Raw genomic sequence first — 16,188 nt, 5'->3', positions numbered from 1 at the left:
CCATCCCATCGCGATCAACTTCGAGTTGCATATTCAATGGCTTCCTGTCAGGGCGTGTGATTTCACCGGGGCCACGGCGATATTCGGGCTCTCGGGATTGACGATGAGCTGCCGGCGGGCGGGATCGATGAGCACATCCAGGTCCTCCATCGGCACCGATCCCAGGAGCGCCTCGTCCCCCAGCACCAGGGCGCCCGTGAAGCAGCGGCGGTTACTGAACTGGACCTGCAGCGGGCCGACATAGGGCACGAGGTGACGATTGCCGTCCGCCAGTGTCACTTCGCGCCGCTCCAGCTCTTCCAGTTGGAGTTGCAGGGCCACATGCTGGGGAATGCACATCAACAGGGCGCCGCTGTCGGCCATCGCGCGGACCGTCATCTCGTCCCCGGTGCGCGGATTCTTGAGGTTCAGGTTTGCATGCACGAGGCCCATGTCTTTTCTCCCCAGGTTTGGAATTGCCGGCCGCCATCGCTTCAGCCGTCGGCCCTCGACAATTCGACGAATGGCGACAGGACCTCCATCAGCGACAGGCCCCCGTGGGTCAGCGTCGGGTAACCGCCCTGGCTCTTCCATTTTCTCCGGCCAAGGGCCAGGAGATGGGGACCGTGGGGGCTGTCGATCTGGAGCGCCACGGGCGGCACGAAGGGACCGGTGTCGCCGGTACCGGCCATACTACGCCCACTGGCGAAGGTCGCTTTGAGGAATTGGCCGACCTCGCCATCCGCATCAGGAAAATAGCCGGTCGCGGCGTAACCGTGGTCTGAACTGATGACCAATCGTCGTCCCTGGGCCAAACGCTCGACGAAAAACCAGAAATCGTCGCTGGTGAGTTGCAGGGCGGCGTCGCGGGTTAGGGTGTCGAGTCCCTGACCGGCGCCGGACCCGTCGTGAACCTTGCTGTCGGGCCAGTGATGCCAGAAGACCCAGTTCGGTTGACTATTGATCAGCCCCGCGCAGTCCCTCCAGGGCAGGTCGACGCATTCGGTGTGGCTGGGCGCAAGCCGGTGATTGCTGCCGCCGCCGTTGTTCTGCAGTTGGCTGCGACTGCCCAAACCGAGCGCCTGGGCGAATGCGTTGGTCTCACCGGGAAGCTCTGAGGCCGTGGCCGCCACCTCGTACAGGGTGAAGCCGCGCGCCTGCGCACCCTGGAGTAGCCAGGGGAGTTCGCGCAGCGAAAGCCCATCAAGGATCAGCACGGCCTTGGCACCCCCGTCCGCAAAGGCAGGTTCGGCCCACCAGCGCGCGAGTCGATCAGCGGTGCGTTCGACCCCACTAAGGCTTGGGTCGCCAAAGACCTGCCAAAGGTCCCAGGCGCTGGAGGATAGAAAGTGATCGAACGCGCCGATCTCGCGGTCGCGTTTGGTCACCTCAGTGGCCGCTTTGCCCTCGGTCAGCGGCCGGGATGCGATCTCGACCGCCTGGTCGATGATGACGCGCCACGCGTCTTTGGCAGAGTCCTTGGTGAGGTTCCGCAATACCGCTGTGTCGAGGGCCATCAGGTGTCCTCCTTCTCCAGGCTGAGCTCAAAGGTCATGCCGTCCGGCAGCTTCTTTAGCAGTTCCTTGAGCTGGGCACCGGTGGCGGTGGACAACTTGATCGACACGTCCGCGACCGGCGTCGCCGGGCCGATGCCCCAGCCTTCCAACTTGCCGATGAGGTTCAGGGGTGATGTCGGTGGGTTGCTCAACGTAACCCGCGGCTTAGGGCCGCCAAGCGATCCTCCACCAAAGATGCCGCCACCGCTGGGGGTCGTTTGGCCACCCGTTGGAATTTCTGTTTGATCGGGTTGCGGTGTCGTTGTGGTGCCCCCTCCAGGCTGGCCACCGCCGCCGGTCCCACCGGACGGTTGGGGCGCAAGCGGGGTGCTCCCACCGGTGCTGGCAACGGCCGAGGGCTCCATGAGGAAGACCTCGTTGAGCTGGCGGCCCGTAATCGAGAGTTTGGGCCGCAGGCGCCTCCAGGCCGCGTCCTCGTCTTCGCCCGGATGTGTTTGCAGGTGTTCGAGGCCGCGGAGATTGATCGCGATCTTGCCTTGCGCACAGAGCCGCAGGATGCGGTCTTTCATGACCGTCTCGCCCAGCCAGGGGATGCAATACTGGCCGGCCGGGCGAGGTTCCTGCAATTCGCCCAGCAATTTGCCGACGCTGGAGCCGGCCGCGGCGGCCTCCAGTACGAGGTCGGCGAAGTCTTCCGGTACGAACAGGTCGTTGATTAGCACCTCTTCAATGGCATCGGGGATCTGCGCTCCTTGCTTTTTGAGGGCCTCAATGCTGAACCGGCACTGCCTCGGGTTGACGTAGTCCCAGCGCTGGAGCACCGCAAAGCGGTCGAAGCGCTTCTTGAGGTGGTCGCGCAACTCGCCCTGATACTTGGTGTGGAGCTTCCTATAGTCGGGACTCTGCCCGCTCCACTCCTGGGCCTTCATCTCCATACGCGCGAGGATCAACAGCTCGCGATCGAGAAATGCATTGCCAGAACCGGCACGCGGGAGCAGGAAGCGAATGGTATTACGACGCTTCTGTAGCTGGTCTTTGAGCCAGTTGCCGAGGCGCTGATCGAGATTATCGGGTTCTTCCGGCAGCACCAGAATGGGCAAAAGACGATCGTCCCAGCGCTCCGGGCGCTCGGTCTCGTCCAGTGCCGTCCAGGGGTCGGTTTGCCAGGTCTTAGGCAGGGCAATCACCCGCCAGGTCTTGGCGACCTCCTCGGTGCCGCCGATGACGTAGCGGGTCTCGCGGGCGAGCTGCGTCAGATCGGAGCCATCGGCGAACAGCTTGTCGTTGCGCGCGCAAGCCATCAGCTTGGCCTGGGGATTCTCCTCCTCGCGAAAGACGAGCTTGGATCCGTCCGGGTGGATGTTGAAGCCGTTCTCGATGATGGTCGCCAACTCGACCTGGAAGGCGTTGTCGTCGATTGGCTGGTTATGGGTGATGTCGGCCTGCAGGGTTGCTGGCTCGGCGCCGGCCAGGTTGCCGACCGCGATCGACCTTAGCCACAGCGAACCCAGGATTGCCTGCAAATGCGGGGCGACCTTGGCATGGTCGCGGATGGCCTCGGCGACGGAGAGGATGTTCTGTTGGGCCTTGGCCCGCAGCCGGCGGTGATGCTCGTTCGACACGGAGTCCAGCAGGGCACCGATACCGGAGGCATCGTCATCGAGGCGAAAATCTGCGGCCGTCAGCACTGGTGAGGACTCACCGCGACTCTTGTAAAGGTTGGCCAGGATGCGAATCATGTCGCGCGTCTCCTGCGCGTCGGTCGCGATCAGGACCTGGTCTTCGAGCAGCCGCAGCAGGTGGGGGGCGAAAGGCCAGGCGACCAGGAACTCGCGATGCTTGCGGTCATGCTCGGCCGGCGGTACTTCCATCAGGCGGAGATATTCCGAGACGTGCGGCGCCACCAGGCCCTCGATCTCGGACTTGCCGATCTGCAGGCGATTCTCGAAGAGACGGTGCAGCAACATCCGGCGGCGGTCCTGCTGGACCCGCTCGGGATTGCCGCCGGCCATGAAGTCGATGGGGACTGGGTTGACGCGGTGCACCTGCTGATAAGCGTCGCTGCCCCCGTTGCGAACCGAGATGACGAGGACGAGGAGGTCGGGCCGTTCCTTGGCGATCTCGGAGAGGATCTGAATGAAGTTGAAGGCCCAGCTCTTCCAGGGGGCTTTCTTGCTGTCGACCAGTGCGTCGAACCAGGTCTGGAACTCATCCAGGAGCAGCATCGTGGGCTTGTTTTCGAGCAGCTCGACAATCAGCTGATCTGAAGGGATATCAGTCTTCGCCGCACCCATACCCTCCCACTTGCCTTTGATGTAGGTGCCGTGGGGATGGCGCTCGAACAGGAGGTCCCAAAGGAACTTGTAGCGTTGGCGATGCAGGCTCTCGCCAATCACTAACATCTCGCCGCGCAGGGCGATCTGGCCGATCTCCGGTTTGTTGAGCGTCTTCGCCCAGGATTGCAGCCAGGTGCTGGTCGAGGTGGTGTCATTGACAGCGTGGTAGAGGGCTGCCAGCAGGTGCGACTTACCGAGACCGCGCTCGCCGATCACCACGATCGGGCGGCCCTGGTTGGGGCCCACTGCCTCGATCCCCTTCAGCAGGTCATGGGTCGGATAGGTGATATCCAGAAACGACTTGGCCGCGACCTGGGTCGCACCGGTGTTGGAGTCGTTGGACAGCTCGATAGCTGTGCCTTTCAGGCGTTTGCCCCGAAATTCCTCTCTTAAAGTCAGTCCAAGCATTAGTGTCGCTCCCCATCATTATGACAGCGCAGAGCGGATAGCCAACTCCGATCCGCTGTGTTCCCTCAGAGGCTGAAGCCTCCCGTCCCAGGGGTGTGGCTGGACATCCAACCGACCGCGGACCCTCAACTTCCGTACACGCCCGATGTTCGGCCACGGACGGATACAGGGGGGCGAAGATACTACAAAAATGCGCCACTTTGTATGCGAGCTGTGCAGTCGTCCCCATTAGGCGTCTCAGGTTTGTTATCGCTGGCCCAGAACCCTGGGTTGCAACGTCACTCCATCAACCCGCTCGCCCGCAATACTCGCCGCTCGATCGCGTCGGTCAATACCTGGTCGTCGCCCGGGCGGACCAGGGTGAGATGGGTGCGGGCGCGGGTGATGCCGGTGTAGATGAGCTCGCGGGTCAGAATGGGGCTCAGTTTATCGGGCAGGACGAGGGCGGCGTGGGCAAATTCCGAGCCTTGGGACTTATGCACGGTGAGCGCATAGACGGTCTCGACGGCCAGCAGGCGGCTCGGCAGGACCCATTGGATGCCGTCGTTGCCATCGCCGGCAGGAAAGGCGACCCGCAGCCGCGAGAGGTCCCCCATGTCCGGGCGCTCCAGGGTGATGCCGATGTCGCCGTTCATCAGGCCCAGGCCGTAGTCGTTGCGGGTGACGAGGACCGGACGGCCGAGATACCAGCCGCTGCTGGCGGGGATCAGGCCCGCGGACTGGAGTAGGCGGGCGATGCGTTGGTTGAGTCCTTCGACCCCCCAGGGGCCGCGGCGCAGGGCGCAGAGGACCTGAAATTTGCCATGGGCCTTCAGCACGGCGCGTGCCCAGTCGTCGAAGGCGCCCGGGGCGGCATCCGCGGCGGGCTGGCGGTCGCGCAGTGTCTCGAGGTAATAGCGATACCCATGGCACTCGGGCAAGGGTTCAGCCCCCCCTCCCCGGCCCTCGGTCACCAATGACCGGAAGGCTGCGTCCTCCGTGCCGGCGGTTTCGACCAGACTCAGATCGGCATGGCAGCCCTTCAAGATGCACAGCGCCGCCTCTGGATCGCCGGCGTTCACCTTTGTTGCGAGTTGGCCGATGCCGCTGTCCGCGGCGAAACGGTGGCTATGGCGCAGCATGACGATGGCTTGATCCAGGGGGGTGCCGGCCGGATCGATCAGGCGCGCCTCGATCGCGTCCCCGGTCGCGGTCTGGAGCCAGTCGCTGGTCTGCGGATGGTAATGACCCTCCAGCGCCCGTGCGCAGAGTTCACCCAGCACCGCCCCCGCCTCCACCGAGGCGAGCTGGTCCTTGTCGCCGAGCAGAATAAGACGCGCCGGGGCCGGTAGCGCATCAAGGACGGCGGCCATCATCTCCAGATCGACCATAGAGGCCTCGTCGACCACCAGCACGTCCAGCGCCAGCGGGTTGCCGGCGTGGTGGCGCAGCCGTCGCGTATCCGGACGGCTGCCGAGCAGTCGGTGCAGCGTGGTCACGCTGACCGGGATGGCGGCGCGCACCGTCTCGGCGTCCGCGAGATCGCCGAGCTTCAGGTCCGCAACCGTGCCGGCGATGGAAGCATTCAGGCGGGCGGCGGCCTTGCCGGTGGGCGCGGCCAGGCGGATACGCAGTGGGCGGGCGGACTCGGCCAGCGCCAGGGCCTGCAGCAGGGCCAGGAGGCGCACCACGGTGGTGGTCTTGCCGGTGCCGGGGCCGCCGGTGACGATGCTGAAGGCACTGCGGGCGGCCAGGGCGCAGGCGAGCTTCTGCCAGTCGGGCGCGATGGCCGACGGCGGGAACAGACCGCCGAGAATCTGGCGCATGGCCTCAATCGGCAGTGCCGCCTGAATGGCCGCGCTGCGCGCCAGCCGGTCGTCGATGGCGCCCCGGATGGCCTGCTCATAGCCCCAATAGCGGCGCAGATACAGCCGTGGGCCAATGAGCACCAGCGGGGTCGCGCCCGGGCCAGCGCCGACCAGGTCGGGATGCACGAGCGCGGCCTGCCAGTCGGTGAGCGTGAGCCGCCCCAGCACCGCGGCGGGCCGCGGCGGCGGGTCCGCCTCCCAGTCCGTGCCCTCGGGTGGCAGTGACAGGGCGAAGGCCGGATCGCGCAGGGTCGCCGCGAGATCCAGACAGGCATGACCGCGCCCGAGTTGGTGGCTGGCCAGCGCGGCGGCGAGGATCGCCAAGGGGGACGCGTCCGGCACCTCGTGCCACAGGAATTGCGCGAAGGCGTCATCGAGCGGGCGCAGCCACGCGCGCTCCGCCCAGCGGGCGAGGATCGAGCGTAACCGGGTTTCGCCGTCGGCGCCGGCCAGCAGTGAGGTCTGTGTCATGCCAGTGACTCCGCGGTCGAACCGGTAAAGCAGTCGTCTAGTTGCTCGATCAAGGCGCGGGGTGGGCGCTCCACATGCAGCCCCTGGCTCGGTGCCTCGGCGCCGCGCAGGAAGAGATAGAGGGCACCGCCGATATGGCGGTCGTAGTCATAGTCGGGCAGGCGCGCCTTGAGCAACCGATGCAGGGCGAAGAGATAGAGCACATATTGCAGCTCATAGCGGGCGTGCAGGATCGCGGCGCGCATGGCCTGGGGGGTGTAGGCGGCGGCGTCCGGACCCAGCCAGTTGGATTTATAGTCGGCGACGTAATAGCGGCCCTGGTGCTCGCAGACCAGGTCCATGAAGCCCTTGAGCATGCCATTGAGCGTGTTGGGCTGGAGCGCCGGGCGCGGGGCGCCCCCCAGCGTGTGGGCGCTGACCAACCGATCGACCGCGCGGGCATCCACCCGGTGCGCGGCCAGCCAGAACTCCATCTCGGGGACGGCGCTGCCGAGGCCGGCAAGGCTGAGCTCGGTGGGCGGCGCATCGCCCAGGGCCGGCAGCCGCAACGGTTGGGTGATGAGCTGGTGCAGCCAGTCCGTCAGGGGCTCGACCCAGTGGTCCCAACCCCGCATCTGACACCGCCGGGCCACGGTGTCGCGCAACAGTCCGCGATCGGCGGCAACGGCCGCAAAGCCCCGGGTCGCGGCCCATTCGAGCAGGTCGTGCAGGAAGGTGCCCGCCTCCGATCCGCGGGGAAAGTCATGGGGGGTGCCGGGGGCCGGCCGCCGTTGGGCCGCGGTCTGATCCGGCGGGGGTTCCAGCGCGGCGGTGGCCTCCGGAAGCGCGGGCGGCGCGATCTGCTGCTCCCGGAAGCGGTCCTCGGCCGGGGTTTCGGCGCTGGGGTCGGTCAGCTCCGGCTCGATCCGGTGGGCGGCCTCACCCGCCACCGTCCGCAAGGCGGAGTAGCTGGCGATCCACCAAGGTTCGCTGACGACCTGGCCTGAGACACGCGCGGTCCCCAGCGCCTCACTGGCGTCCACGGGTGAGAATTGCGCGTCGGTCGGCTCGGGCGCCGGGCAGATGGCCAGGTCGGGGCAGTCCCCGCGCAAGGCCTCCAGTGCGTGCGTCAGCCCATCAGGCCCCAAGGGTTCGCCGCCACCCAGCAGATAGCCGAAGGCGCCGTTCTCCAGCCCAGCGAGCGGGCCCAGCCCCACCCAGGTGGCATAGCGGGCGCGGGTCAGTGCGACATAGAGCTTGCGCAGGTCCTCACCCAGACGCTCGCGGTCGGCCTGCTCCAGGGCGGCCTCCTCGGCGGTGAGTGTGAGGCGCAGTTCGCCGGTGTCGTCGTGCCATTTGAGCGGCAGGTCAGTGGCCTTGGTCGGCCGATGATCGGCCGCGAAGGGCAGGAAGACCAGCGGGTATTCGAGCCCCTTGGACTTGTGGACCGTCACCACCTGCACCAGGTCGGCGTCGCTCTCCAGGCGCAGTTGGCGCGCGTCCCCATTGGCACCGCTGGCCCCATCCTCGCACTGCTCGGCCAGATGGCGGATCAGTGCGTGCTCGCCCTCCAGTAGGGTACTCGACTGTTGCAGCAGTTCGGCCAGGTGCAGCAGATTGGTGAGGATGCGCTCGCCTTCCAAAGCGGGGGCGGAACCCATAGTCTCTGGGTCCTGCCCCTGGTTGAGCAGTCTGGCCGGGACCTGAAAATCGTTGAGCAGACGCCGCAGCATCGGCAGCACGCCGCGGCGGCGCCAGAGGTCGCGATAGCCGTGAAACTGGAACACACGCGCCTCCCAGGCCAACTCATCCTGGTTCATCCGCTCCAGTTCGGCCCAGTCGAGGCCCAGGGTCGCGGTGGCGAGCGCGGTGTGCAGCCGGCGGGGATCATCGGGCTCGGCGCAGGCCGCCAGCCAGTGCCGCAGCTCGCCGGCTTGGGGGCTGCGAAAGACCGAATCCTGGTCCGAGAGATAAACGCTGCGCACCCCGCGCTGCGCCAGTGCGCGGCGGATCAGGTCGGCCTCGTGGCGCTTGTTGACCAGGATGGCCAGGTCCGCCGGGCGCAGCTTCCGCGGGGCCTCGGCGGGACCGAATCCGGCCCGCCCCGCCTGCCCCAGATTAAGCAGACGCACGATCTCGCTCGCGCAGGCCGCGGCAATCTGGTCGCGATAGGCCCCTTTGGTGAGCGGCTTGTCGTCGCCCGGCGCGGGCAGCCACCAGGCGGTGAGCGCGGGCAGCGCCAGGCCCTCGGCTGACCAGACGTCGGCCCGTCCCTGTGACTGCGCCGCGATGAAGGGCACCGGGTTCTGCGCGGCGTCGCGGAAGAGAAAGGCCCCGCGCCCGGTCGCGCGCTCCTCCGCGGCCAGGAAGCACCGGTTGACCGCACCGACCATGGCGTGGGTGGAGCGGAAGTTGCGCCTCAGGGTGTAGAGCCGCCCGGCACAGGCCAGGCGCGCCTGGAGATAGGTGAAGATGTCGGCACCGCGGAAGGCATAGATCGCCTGCTTGGGGTCGCCGATGAGGACCAGCGCGGTCGCCGGGTCATTGTCTGCGACCCGATAGACGGCATCGAAGATGCGGTACTGCACCGGGTCCGTGTCCTGGAACTCGTCGATCAACGCGACCGGAAACTGGCGCCGGACGATCTCGGCCAGGCGCGCGCCATTGGGTCCATCCAAGGCGTCAGCCAGCCGGGTCAGCAGGTCGTTGAAGCCCATCTGGGCGCGGCGTGCCTGCTCCACGGCGAAGCGCCCGGCAACCCAGCGGGCGGCGTGGCGCAGCAGCCCGGGGCGGGCATTGGGCAGATTGGCCAGGTCGTCGCCCAGGGTCACCATCGCCGTCAGGGCCGGGTGATCGGGCGGCTCGCCTTTGCTCCAGGCCTCGGCCAACCCGTCAGGCGTCAGGCGGGTCCAGCCGGTCTTCAGATCGAGCGCGACGGCGGCCGGGGCACCACACCAATCGCGTAAGGCAGCCAGCCAGGGGTTGTAATACCTGGCCTGTAACTTCCTGCCATTGACTTGCTTGGCGGCGACCGCGCCATCGAGCAGTCGCTGCAATTCATCCACCCAGCTTGCCCAGGGGGCCTTGATCTCGGCCAAACGCTGCTCCCGCTCCACACGCAGGGTCCGCAGCGCGCTGGCCGGTTCCGGTGCGTCCGCGAGCCGCTCGGCATGGTCGACCAGGCCGCGCAGATCGGCTTGCAGGGCCGCCGGATCGGACCACCATTGGCGGACCTCGGCGACCGCCTCCGCATCCAGCGGCACCATGAAGGTGCGCCAGTAGTCACGCACCACCTCGGCCAGCAGCTCGCTCTGGTCGGTCTCCAGTGTCTGGGTGAAAAGGCTGTCGCTGTCGAATGCATGCTCGCGCAGCATGCGGTTGCACCAGGCATGGATGGTGGACACCGCCGCCTCGTCCATCCATTCGGCGGCCAGTTGCAGCTTGCGCGCACAGGCCGGCCAGCGCTCAGGTGGGTACTCGGCACGCAGGTCATGCAGCAGGTCATGGCCCACCGGCTGCGCCGCCACCCCGGCCGGGTCCTCACTGAACGCGCCTGCGGCCTCGCTCAGGCGGGCGCGGATGCGCTCGCGCAGCTCCTGGGTGGCGGCATCGGTGAAGGTGACGACCAGGATCTCGGGTGGGGTGAAGGCGCGGACTTCGACTCGTTCCCACGCTCCGCGTGGGAATGCATCCGTGGCCGCTCCAGCGGCCAGATCGTCCTCGCGTGGCTGGGGCGGCGGCTCCGGCTCGCCATGACCCAGCACCAACCGGACATACAGCGTCGCGATGGTAAAGGTCTTGCCCGTGCCGGCGCTGGCCTCGATCAGCCGGCTGCCGTGCAGGGGGAAACGCAGCGCGTCGAGCGTCTGGGGGGCGTCCGCGGTCGAAGAGTTTCTGTCGATGACGGGCATACTCACCGCAGCGTCTCGACATACGCACGCATCGCGTCATTGATGCGCGTCTGCCAGCCGGGGCCGGTGGCCTTCAGGGCGGCCAGCACATCGGCGTCGAGCCGGATCGTGGTCGAGACCTTGGCCGGTGCCCGCCCCGGGCCGCGCCGGCGCGCCGTCAACGTACCCCGCAGCTCGGCCAACGACTGACCGGTGATGGAGTCCTTCCAGTGCTCTGCCACGGCGGCCGGATCCTTGGGATCGTAGCGGCAGTCCGGATCGTCCGCGCGCTCCGGGGCGGCAGCCAGCGCCGCTGCCATCTGTTCAGGGCCGATCGAGGGTTTGGAAGTCGTATTGCGCTTCATGTGTGGTTGCCGCGCGGCAGGAGATGACATGGGGACCGTCCTGGCGATCGACCCAGACCAGGAAGACCACCCGGTCAACCCCAGGCTTTGCAGTCGCGGCCCACCGTAGGCCAGCCGCCGGTCTTCCGCGGTGCGCATGAAACCGTCAAAGACTGGTTCTCACGCAGCCAAGTCAATGCCATGAATTGGCGAGATCGGCGCGCCGTTTGGCCGAGTCGAAGGTGATCGTGGGGTGAGTGTAGTAACGGATTGAGTGCCTGTCCAGCAAAACGTTACTACGGCCGACGGGGCCGCCCGCTCCAGCGATGTCACGCCTGTATCGGACGCTGTACGCCGCGAGGCCGCCTTCTTCACGGTCGCCGACGCGTTGGCCGGCACGGTGCCGGTGCCAGCATTGCGCACGCCGGGCGTCAGCGCGCTGGCTGTCGCCCCCCCCTGGATCAAGGCGGATCTCGCGCGGGGGCACGTCGACCACACGACCATCGACGGTGGTACTGGCGGCAGAAACGGTACGCACCACCGGGTTCGCGAAGGGCGTGACGAGCGGTTGACCCGGCTCTCCAGCGTCAGCCCGGCCCAGGTGGCGAGAATCGTGACCTGCTGATCCATTTCCTCGCCCACGTGTTCCGACTGCGCGACCAACGTGGACGGGTGTTCTTGGACCACGATGGCATCTGGCTGCTGGAACTCAGTAAATTCGCCGCCGACGCGGTCCACACCGAGCAGCAGCGATGGCTGAAATTCTTCAACGAGGCTGAGCGCTTGGACGAGGACGCCTTGCCGGCCTGGATGCAGACCCAAGAGATGAGGCGAGCCATGAATACACTGAAGGCATGCTCCGAGAAAGAACACGCCTACCATGCCTACCAGGCGCGGCAAGACTATCTGCGCGAACAGCAGAGCGTCCAGCTCGAATTCGACGACCTGCGCGCGGAGGTCGAGCAGGCGCGGGCCGCCGTGGAACAGGAGCGGGCGGCTAAGGAGCAGGCACGGGCGGACGCGGAGCACGAGCGGGCCGCCAAGGAGCAGGAGCGAGCCGCCAAGGAACAGGCGCGGGCGGACGCGGAGCAGGAGCGGGCCGCCAAGGAGCAAGAGCGGGCGGCAAAGGAGCAGGAGCGGATCGCCAAGGACGAAGCCTTGGCCGAGAACGAGCGGCTGAAGCGATTGCTTGCCGACAAACCGGAACCGTCTGACCCCGGGACGCCGCAGTGATCGCGGCCTGTCGGCAATTCCTCGTTCCCCAGAAAACCCGGTCGAGTATGCGACGCGGAACCTTCTTCGGTTGGTCCCGCGCGGGATGGGGTCCGCGCAGCGGACCCTACTTGGCTGACCGCAATTGGGGCAGCGGTCGTACGCCGCCGCCGTCACGCAGTTGCCTGGATAGCGACTCCGAGTTTCTCCCGCACTCGCTGGTAGATCGGCAGGCCGCAGCTCTCGGCGACTTCTAGCGTGACTGCCAAACCATAGGGAACCTCGTCGTCGAAATCCTGCTGGGTATCGCCTTGGGCGGAGATTTTGATACGCAGGAATTCACCGTCTATGAATACGCGGGCTTGGTCCCCATCCAGAATTTCATGCTGGACGGTGCCGTTTCGGACTTGTTGCCAGTCCGCTTGCTGGCGCTTCAATGACAATTCGTTGGCGGGCGGGTCGAAACTCAGCTTCGCTTGACGGTAGGCACGGTGCTGATGGCTGACCGGGCTCAGCCACGCGAGTGTGATTGTAAGGCGGCGCCATTCCGCGCTATCGCTCAGTTCCATCGGCAGCGGGAAGGCGTATTCGTGAGCCTGGTCCTGATTCAGTAGGCCGCAGCCGAGGACAGTGGCACGCTGAGCGGCACAGGTTTCCACGCGTGCCGTATCGGCGACGCCGTAGCCGATAAAGCGGGCGATGGCGCGCTTCCGGCGGTGGTTGGGCACTGGGATGACGCGCCCGATGGCCTCTGCGTTCTCCGGCCAACTCGCGCCATGCACCAGCAGCGCTTTTAACAGAGGCGCGGTGGTATCGCGGTCGATACGCTCTCCGCCGGGCAGGACGCGAAGGGATTCCAGGATGTCGCAGAGTCGGGCGGCGGCACGACTGGCAAGGGCTGTGGCATTACTGGTACCGCGAGTGAAGGCAGTCTTGGTGAGGTCGCCAGCGCCTTGGGTATCCGGTATGGCGACCTTCTGACCCGGCGGCAAGCCTGCGGAAGCGATCTTGTAGTGCCCGTTTCCACCCCAGTAACTATAAAGTTGCCGACCACCGGCCAGGAGGATGTCTGGCTTGATCGCGTTCCGATATCCCGGTCCCAAGCGGATGACTGGGCTGGGCATTGTGTTTGATGGAAGCAGATCGACCCGATTTGCCAAGTAATGGACGTTGGATTGATCGCAATGCAGAGCCCCCACGGTGAGCGCATTGATGGCTTCGCCGGGACTTAGCAAGGTGCGCTCGCCGAGGGTTTGGCCCAGATGGCGAATGGTGGCATCGATCCTGGTGGCTTCGGGTAGTGCCTGAAAGTCAGCGTCCGTCATGTGGGTTTCGATGGCCTCGGTCTGATTGCCCACGCTGATGCAGAACAACAACCGGTATTTGAAGGCAAGCCAGTCGATAAGCCGACCCCAAGGGCTCATCTCGTCATGAAACGCCTCTTCGCCGACGGACAGATTGACGAAGCGCACCGTGGGTGCGGCGGGTTCGGCGCCCTCGAACATCTCGACAACAGCGCGATGGATTCGGTCCTCCGCGAAGGCAGTTTCTGGGATGTGCTCACGGTCAGGGCATCCTGGGTCCGGAACCAGGACAGGCCGACAATAGAGGGGGCGGGTCAATGGTGGCGCGTTGAAGTCCAACTCGCCATGCAGAATGAGTGACGCCATGGCTGTGCCGTGGCGCATTTCGCCAGGCTGATAGCTTGCGAGGGTGTCGTCGGGATCGTTGATGCGCAGTCGGCCATCTAGTAGTTGATGGCCTGCGAGGGGGTGACCATCCAGCAGGGCAACCACCGGATCTTGCTCGGTTGGGGGCGGCAACTGCACTGCCGGCCCCGCTTCCGAATCCGGCGCCATGATCGCAACCCCCTGGGCTTCCGGCAGGAAATACCTCACTTCGTTGTGTCGAAAGATGGTTGCCAGGGTGCTTTCTTCACCTCCGTCCGCGAAAGCAACGGCAGCCTGAGCGGCCGCGCGGGGCAACCGCCCTTTAAGCGCGTGGAAGCGGATGTCGTCTATGCGAACAGCCGCCAACACTTCTCCATCCACTTCGGAGATGGCGCGGCGCACGGCGGCTTCTCGGGTTTGGCCGTCCTGGTCAAACCAGAGTTCCAAGCGGAAGGGGACGCTGGTCGTGTCGTCTTCCTCTCGCCAGTCCTCGATGATCTCGGGGCGCAAACGGTCGCGGGCACCCCACCGGCGGATGTCCTTAGCGTAGGCAAACAAGTCGCGCCATTTTTGGTTGCCACGACCGAGGTCTGTTTCAGCCTGGTACAAGTTCCAGAGTCTGAGCAACTGGGTCATGGCTTGTTGGTTGGCCATCCCCAGATAGATCCGACCATCAAGCGGCTTGTCGGTCCGCGCTCCAGTCTTGGCATTGGGTATCCAGAAGTCATCGTTTGGATCGAGGTCTTCCTGGTCGATTTCCCCCAGCCAGTGCATGCCGATGGCTTGGGCTGCGCGGCGAAAATCCTCAATGCGTCCGAAGGTTTCGATCACCAGCACAAAATCCGGTGCCAGGCCCTGGGGATTCGTCTGAAAAGCCAGCCGCTCCGACTCGAAGGCGTCGCGTAGGGCCTCGAACTTCGGTCCGAGATGCGCCACCTGCCGGACCAATCCCGGTTTGTGTGGCATTCCTCCGCCACCGTGGCCGTCAGGGCGCTTCATCACTTCACGAGTGGGGAATATCAGCAGTGGGTATTCACTCACCTTCAGCCTCCATTTTCTTGCTGCGGAAGGAGCAACATATTCCTTGGCCTCGCTTCGCTCCGGATTCGGACGGCCGCGCGTTCACGCCACTGCTTGAGTTTGCTTTGGGTCAGCTTGCGTGCGTTGTCCATCTGGCCGTGCAGGATGGACTGTCGCATAACATCGACGCAGAACTCTTCTACCTCGGCAAAACAGTGGTCGGTGAGACCGTCAGCGATGGTGGAAGCCGCCAGCCCGAAATTGAAACGTCTGCTGGTGGCGAAATTGTCGACGAAGTCGGTGATCTGCGCCTTGCTGGGCGCTGGCAGACGGATGCGTACCTGGAAGCGGCGCCAAGCAGCTCGATCAAGCAACTCCGGATGATTGCTGGCGGCGATGGCAACCACGTAATCGGGCAACCGGTCGATCTGTGTCAGCAGGGTGCCGACAACTCGTTTGATCTCTCCGGTCTCCCGCGTGTCACCTCGCTCTTTACCGAGAACTTCGAACTCGTCGAAGAACAGGACACAGCGTTGCATCCTTGCGTAATCGAACACTTTTTGGAGGCGGCTGCCGGTCTCCCCAAGAAAGCTGCCGATCAGGCCCTCGTAACGAACAACCAGAAGCGGCACGGCTAATTCGTAGGCGATGGCTTCCGCGAGAGTGGTCTTGCCATTACCGGGTGGGCCAGCCACCAGCAAGCGATGGCGCGGTGATAAGCCGTATGTCTTGAGCAGGTCGCCGCGATGTTGTTCAACGATCAGTTCGCGACACAGCGATTCGGTTTCCGGCGTCAGCACCAAGCTGTCCAAGGCGCGCTCTGGCGTCTGTTCCAGCAGGTATTGGCCGGCACTGCTGTCGTTTAAGCGCGCGGGCGCTGGGTTACTGGAGCCGTTACGCAGGAGCGCGCCCAATCGGTCGGCAAGCAAGCCATGCTTCTTCGCCCGCTCGTCAGCGATCAGCGATCAGCGATCAGCGATTCGACATGGCGCCGGAAGGCGGCGTTGTCGCCTGTGGTGCCGGCCTTCACCAGGCCGACCAATAAATCCGCGTTCGCCATACAGCTAATTCAGCCGAAAAGAAGACTTGGGAAAAAGTGAGGATCCCTCGGTTTTTCGTCTTCCAAGGGCAGGGGGTTCTATGCTACCCGTTTTTCTTCCTGCTGAGTGCTGATCCAGTTTTTCAGAAACTAGATGGGAAAGGCGTAACCGAGAGTAAACCGAAACCGGGGGCAGACCCCGAGGTATCCACACAAAATATCGGTATAGATCGGTTGCATGGATAAGAGCTAAAAGCCCCGACTGCCTGGCAACGCCCCAGCCCCCGCCGTTTTTCGCTAACCTGCTGATTTATCGCTCGTGTTCATGGGGATGCCGGCTCTTTGGGATCTCAGTAGGTCGGCATATTTATAAATTACATGATGTTATGACGACATGTAGGGCGTCATAGAGTCGCATAACGAGCCGCATCGACAAGCCCCTGACAGGGCTTGGAGCGATTACTGCTCTGCCGAAC

General features: G+C 65.1%; 10 protein-coding genes. 2 read left to right on the top strand and 8 right to left on the bottom strand.

Features of this window, described 5'->3' with window-relative positions; all coding sequences use genetic code 11:
• Positions 1-33: 33 nt before the first annotated feature.
• From QZX93_RS09670 to QZX93_RS09645, 6 genes are all read right to left on the bottom strand, one after another.
• Positions 34-432: a clan AA aspartic protease gene (locus QZX93_RS09670; protein WP_295391535.1), complete on the bottom strand. Its 399-nt coding sequence runs from the start codon at positions 430-432 to the stop codon at positions 34-36.
• Between the two features lie 41 nt (positions 433-473).
• The gene (locus QZX93_RS09665) at positions 474-1,496 is read right to left on the bottom strand and encodes a hypothetical protein (RefSeq protein ID WP_295391534.1); all 1,023 of its coding nucleotides are present in this window, start codon (positions 1,494-1,496) and stop codon (positions 474-476) included.
• The gene (locus tag QZX93_RS09660) at positions 1,496-4,240 is read right to left on the bottom strand and encodes a DUF499 domain-containing protein (protein WP_295391533.1); all 2,745 of its coding nucleotides are present in this window, start codon (positions 4,238-4,240) and stop codon (positions 1,496-1,498) included. Before QZX93_RS09660 ends, QZX93_RS09665 begins: the two co-directional genes overlap by 1 nt.
• A gap of 278 nt (positions 4,241-4,518) precedes the next feature.
• A complete protein-coding gene (gene recD, locus QZX93_RS09655; RefSeq protein ID WP_295391532.1) occupies positions 4,519-6,558 on the bottom strand; it encodes an exodeoxyribonuclease V subunit alpha in 2,040 nt (679 codons plus the stop codon).
• Positions 6,555-10,448, bottom strand: a complete 3,894-nt coding sequence (recB, locus tag QZX93_RS09650) for an exodeoxyribonuclease V subunit beta (protein WP_295391556.1) — start codon at positions 10,446-10,448, stop codon at positions 6,555-6,557. Before recB ends, recD begins: the two co-directional genes overlap by 4 nt.
• 2 nt (positions 10,449-10,450) lie before the next feature.
• Positions 10,451-10,822, bottom strand: coding sequence for a BrnA antitoxin family protein (locus QZX93_RS09645; RefSeq protein ID WP_295391531.1), 372 nt, complete (start codon positions 10,820-10,822; stop codon positions 10,451-10,453).
• A gap of 223 nt (positions 10,823-11,045) precedes the next feature.
• Between QZX93_RS09645 and QZX93_RS09640 the strand changes: the two genes are divergently transcribed.
• Complete coding sequence (locus tag QZX93_RS09640; RefSeq protein ID WP_295391530.1) at positions 11,046-11,396, top strand: hypothetical protein; 351 nt, start codon at positions 11,046-11,048, stop codon at positions 11,394-11,396.
• A gap of 17 nt (positions 11,397-11,413) precedes the next feature.
• Positions 11,414-12,004, top strand: coding sequence for a PD-(D/E)XK nuclease family transposase (locus QZX93_RS09635; RefSeq protein ID WP_295391529.1), 591 nt, complete (start codon positions 11,414-11,416; stop codon positions 12,002-12,004).
• Between the two features lie 152 nt (positions 12,005-12,156).
• On the opposite strand, the gene QZX93_RS09630 is transcribed toward QZX93_RS09635, so the two are convergent.
• Positions 12,157-14,694, bottom strand: coding sequence for a S8 family peptidase (locus tag QZX93_RS09630; protein ID WP_295391528.1), 2,538 nt, complete (start codon positions 14,692-14,694; stop codon positions 12,157-12,159).
• A gap of 2 nt (positions 14,695-14,696) precedes the next feature.
• Positions 14,697-15,602, bottom strand: a complete 906-nt coding sequence (locus QZX93_RS09625) for an ATP-binding protein (RefSeq protein WP_295391527.1) — start codon at positions 15,600-15,602, stop codon at positions 14,697-14,699.
• Positions 15,603-16,188 lie beyond the last annotated feature (586 nt).

The sequence above is a fragment of the uncultured Thiodictyon sp. genome, assembly GCF_903946935.1.
In the GTDB taxonomy this organism is placed as follows: domain Bacteria; phylum Pseudomonadota; class Gammaproteobacteria; order Chromatiales; family Chromatiaceae; genus Thiodictyon.
This window is presented reverse-complemented; position numbering and strand designations above follow the sequence as displayed.

Excerpts from the sequence above, each read along its gene's own strand:
- QZX93_RS09670 (WP_295391535.1), bottom strand. The coding sequence starts at position 432 with ATGGGCCTCGTGCATGCAAACCTGAACCTCAAGAATCCGCGCACCGGG.
- QZX93_RS09665 (WP_295391534.1), bottom strand. The coding sequence starts at position 1,496 with ATGGCCCTCGACACAGCGGTATTGCGGAACCTCACCAAGGACTCTGCC.
- QZX93_RS09660 (WP_295391533.1), bottom strand. The coding sequence starts at position 4,240 with ATGCTTGGACTGACTTTAAGAGAGGAATTTCGGGGCAAACGCCTGAAA.
- recD (WP_295391532.1), bottom strand. The coding sequence starts at position 6,558 with ATGACACAGACCTCACTGCTGGCCGGCGCCGACGGCGAAACCCGGTTA.
- recB (WP_295391556.1), bottom strand. The coding sequence starts at position 10,448 with ATGCCCGTCATCGACAGAAACTCTTCGACCGCGGACGCCCCCCAGACG.
- QZX93_RS09645 (WP_295391531.1), bottom strand. The coding sequence starts at position 10,822 with ATGTCATCTCCTGCCGCGCGGCAACCACACATGAAGCGCAATACGACT.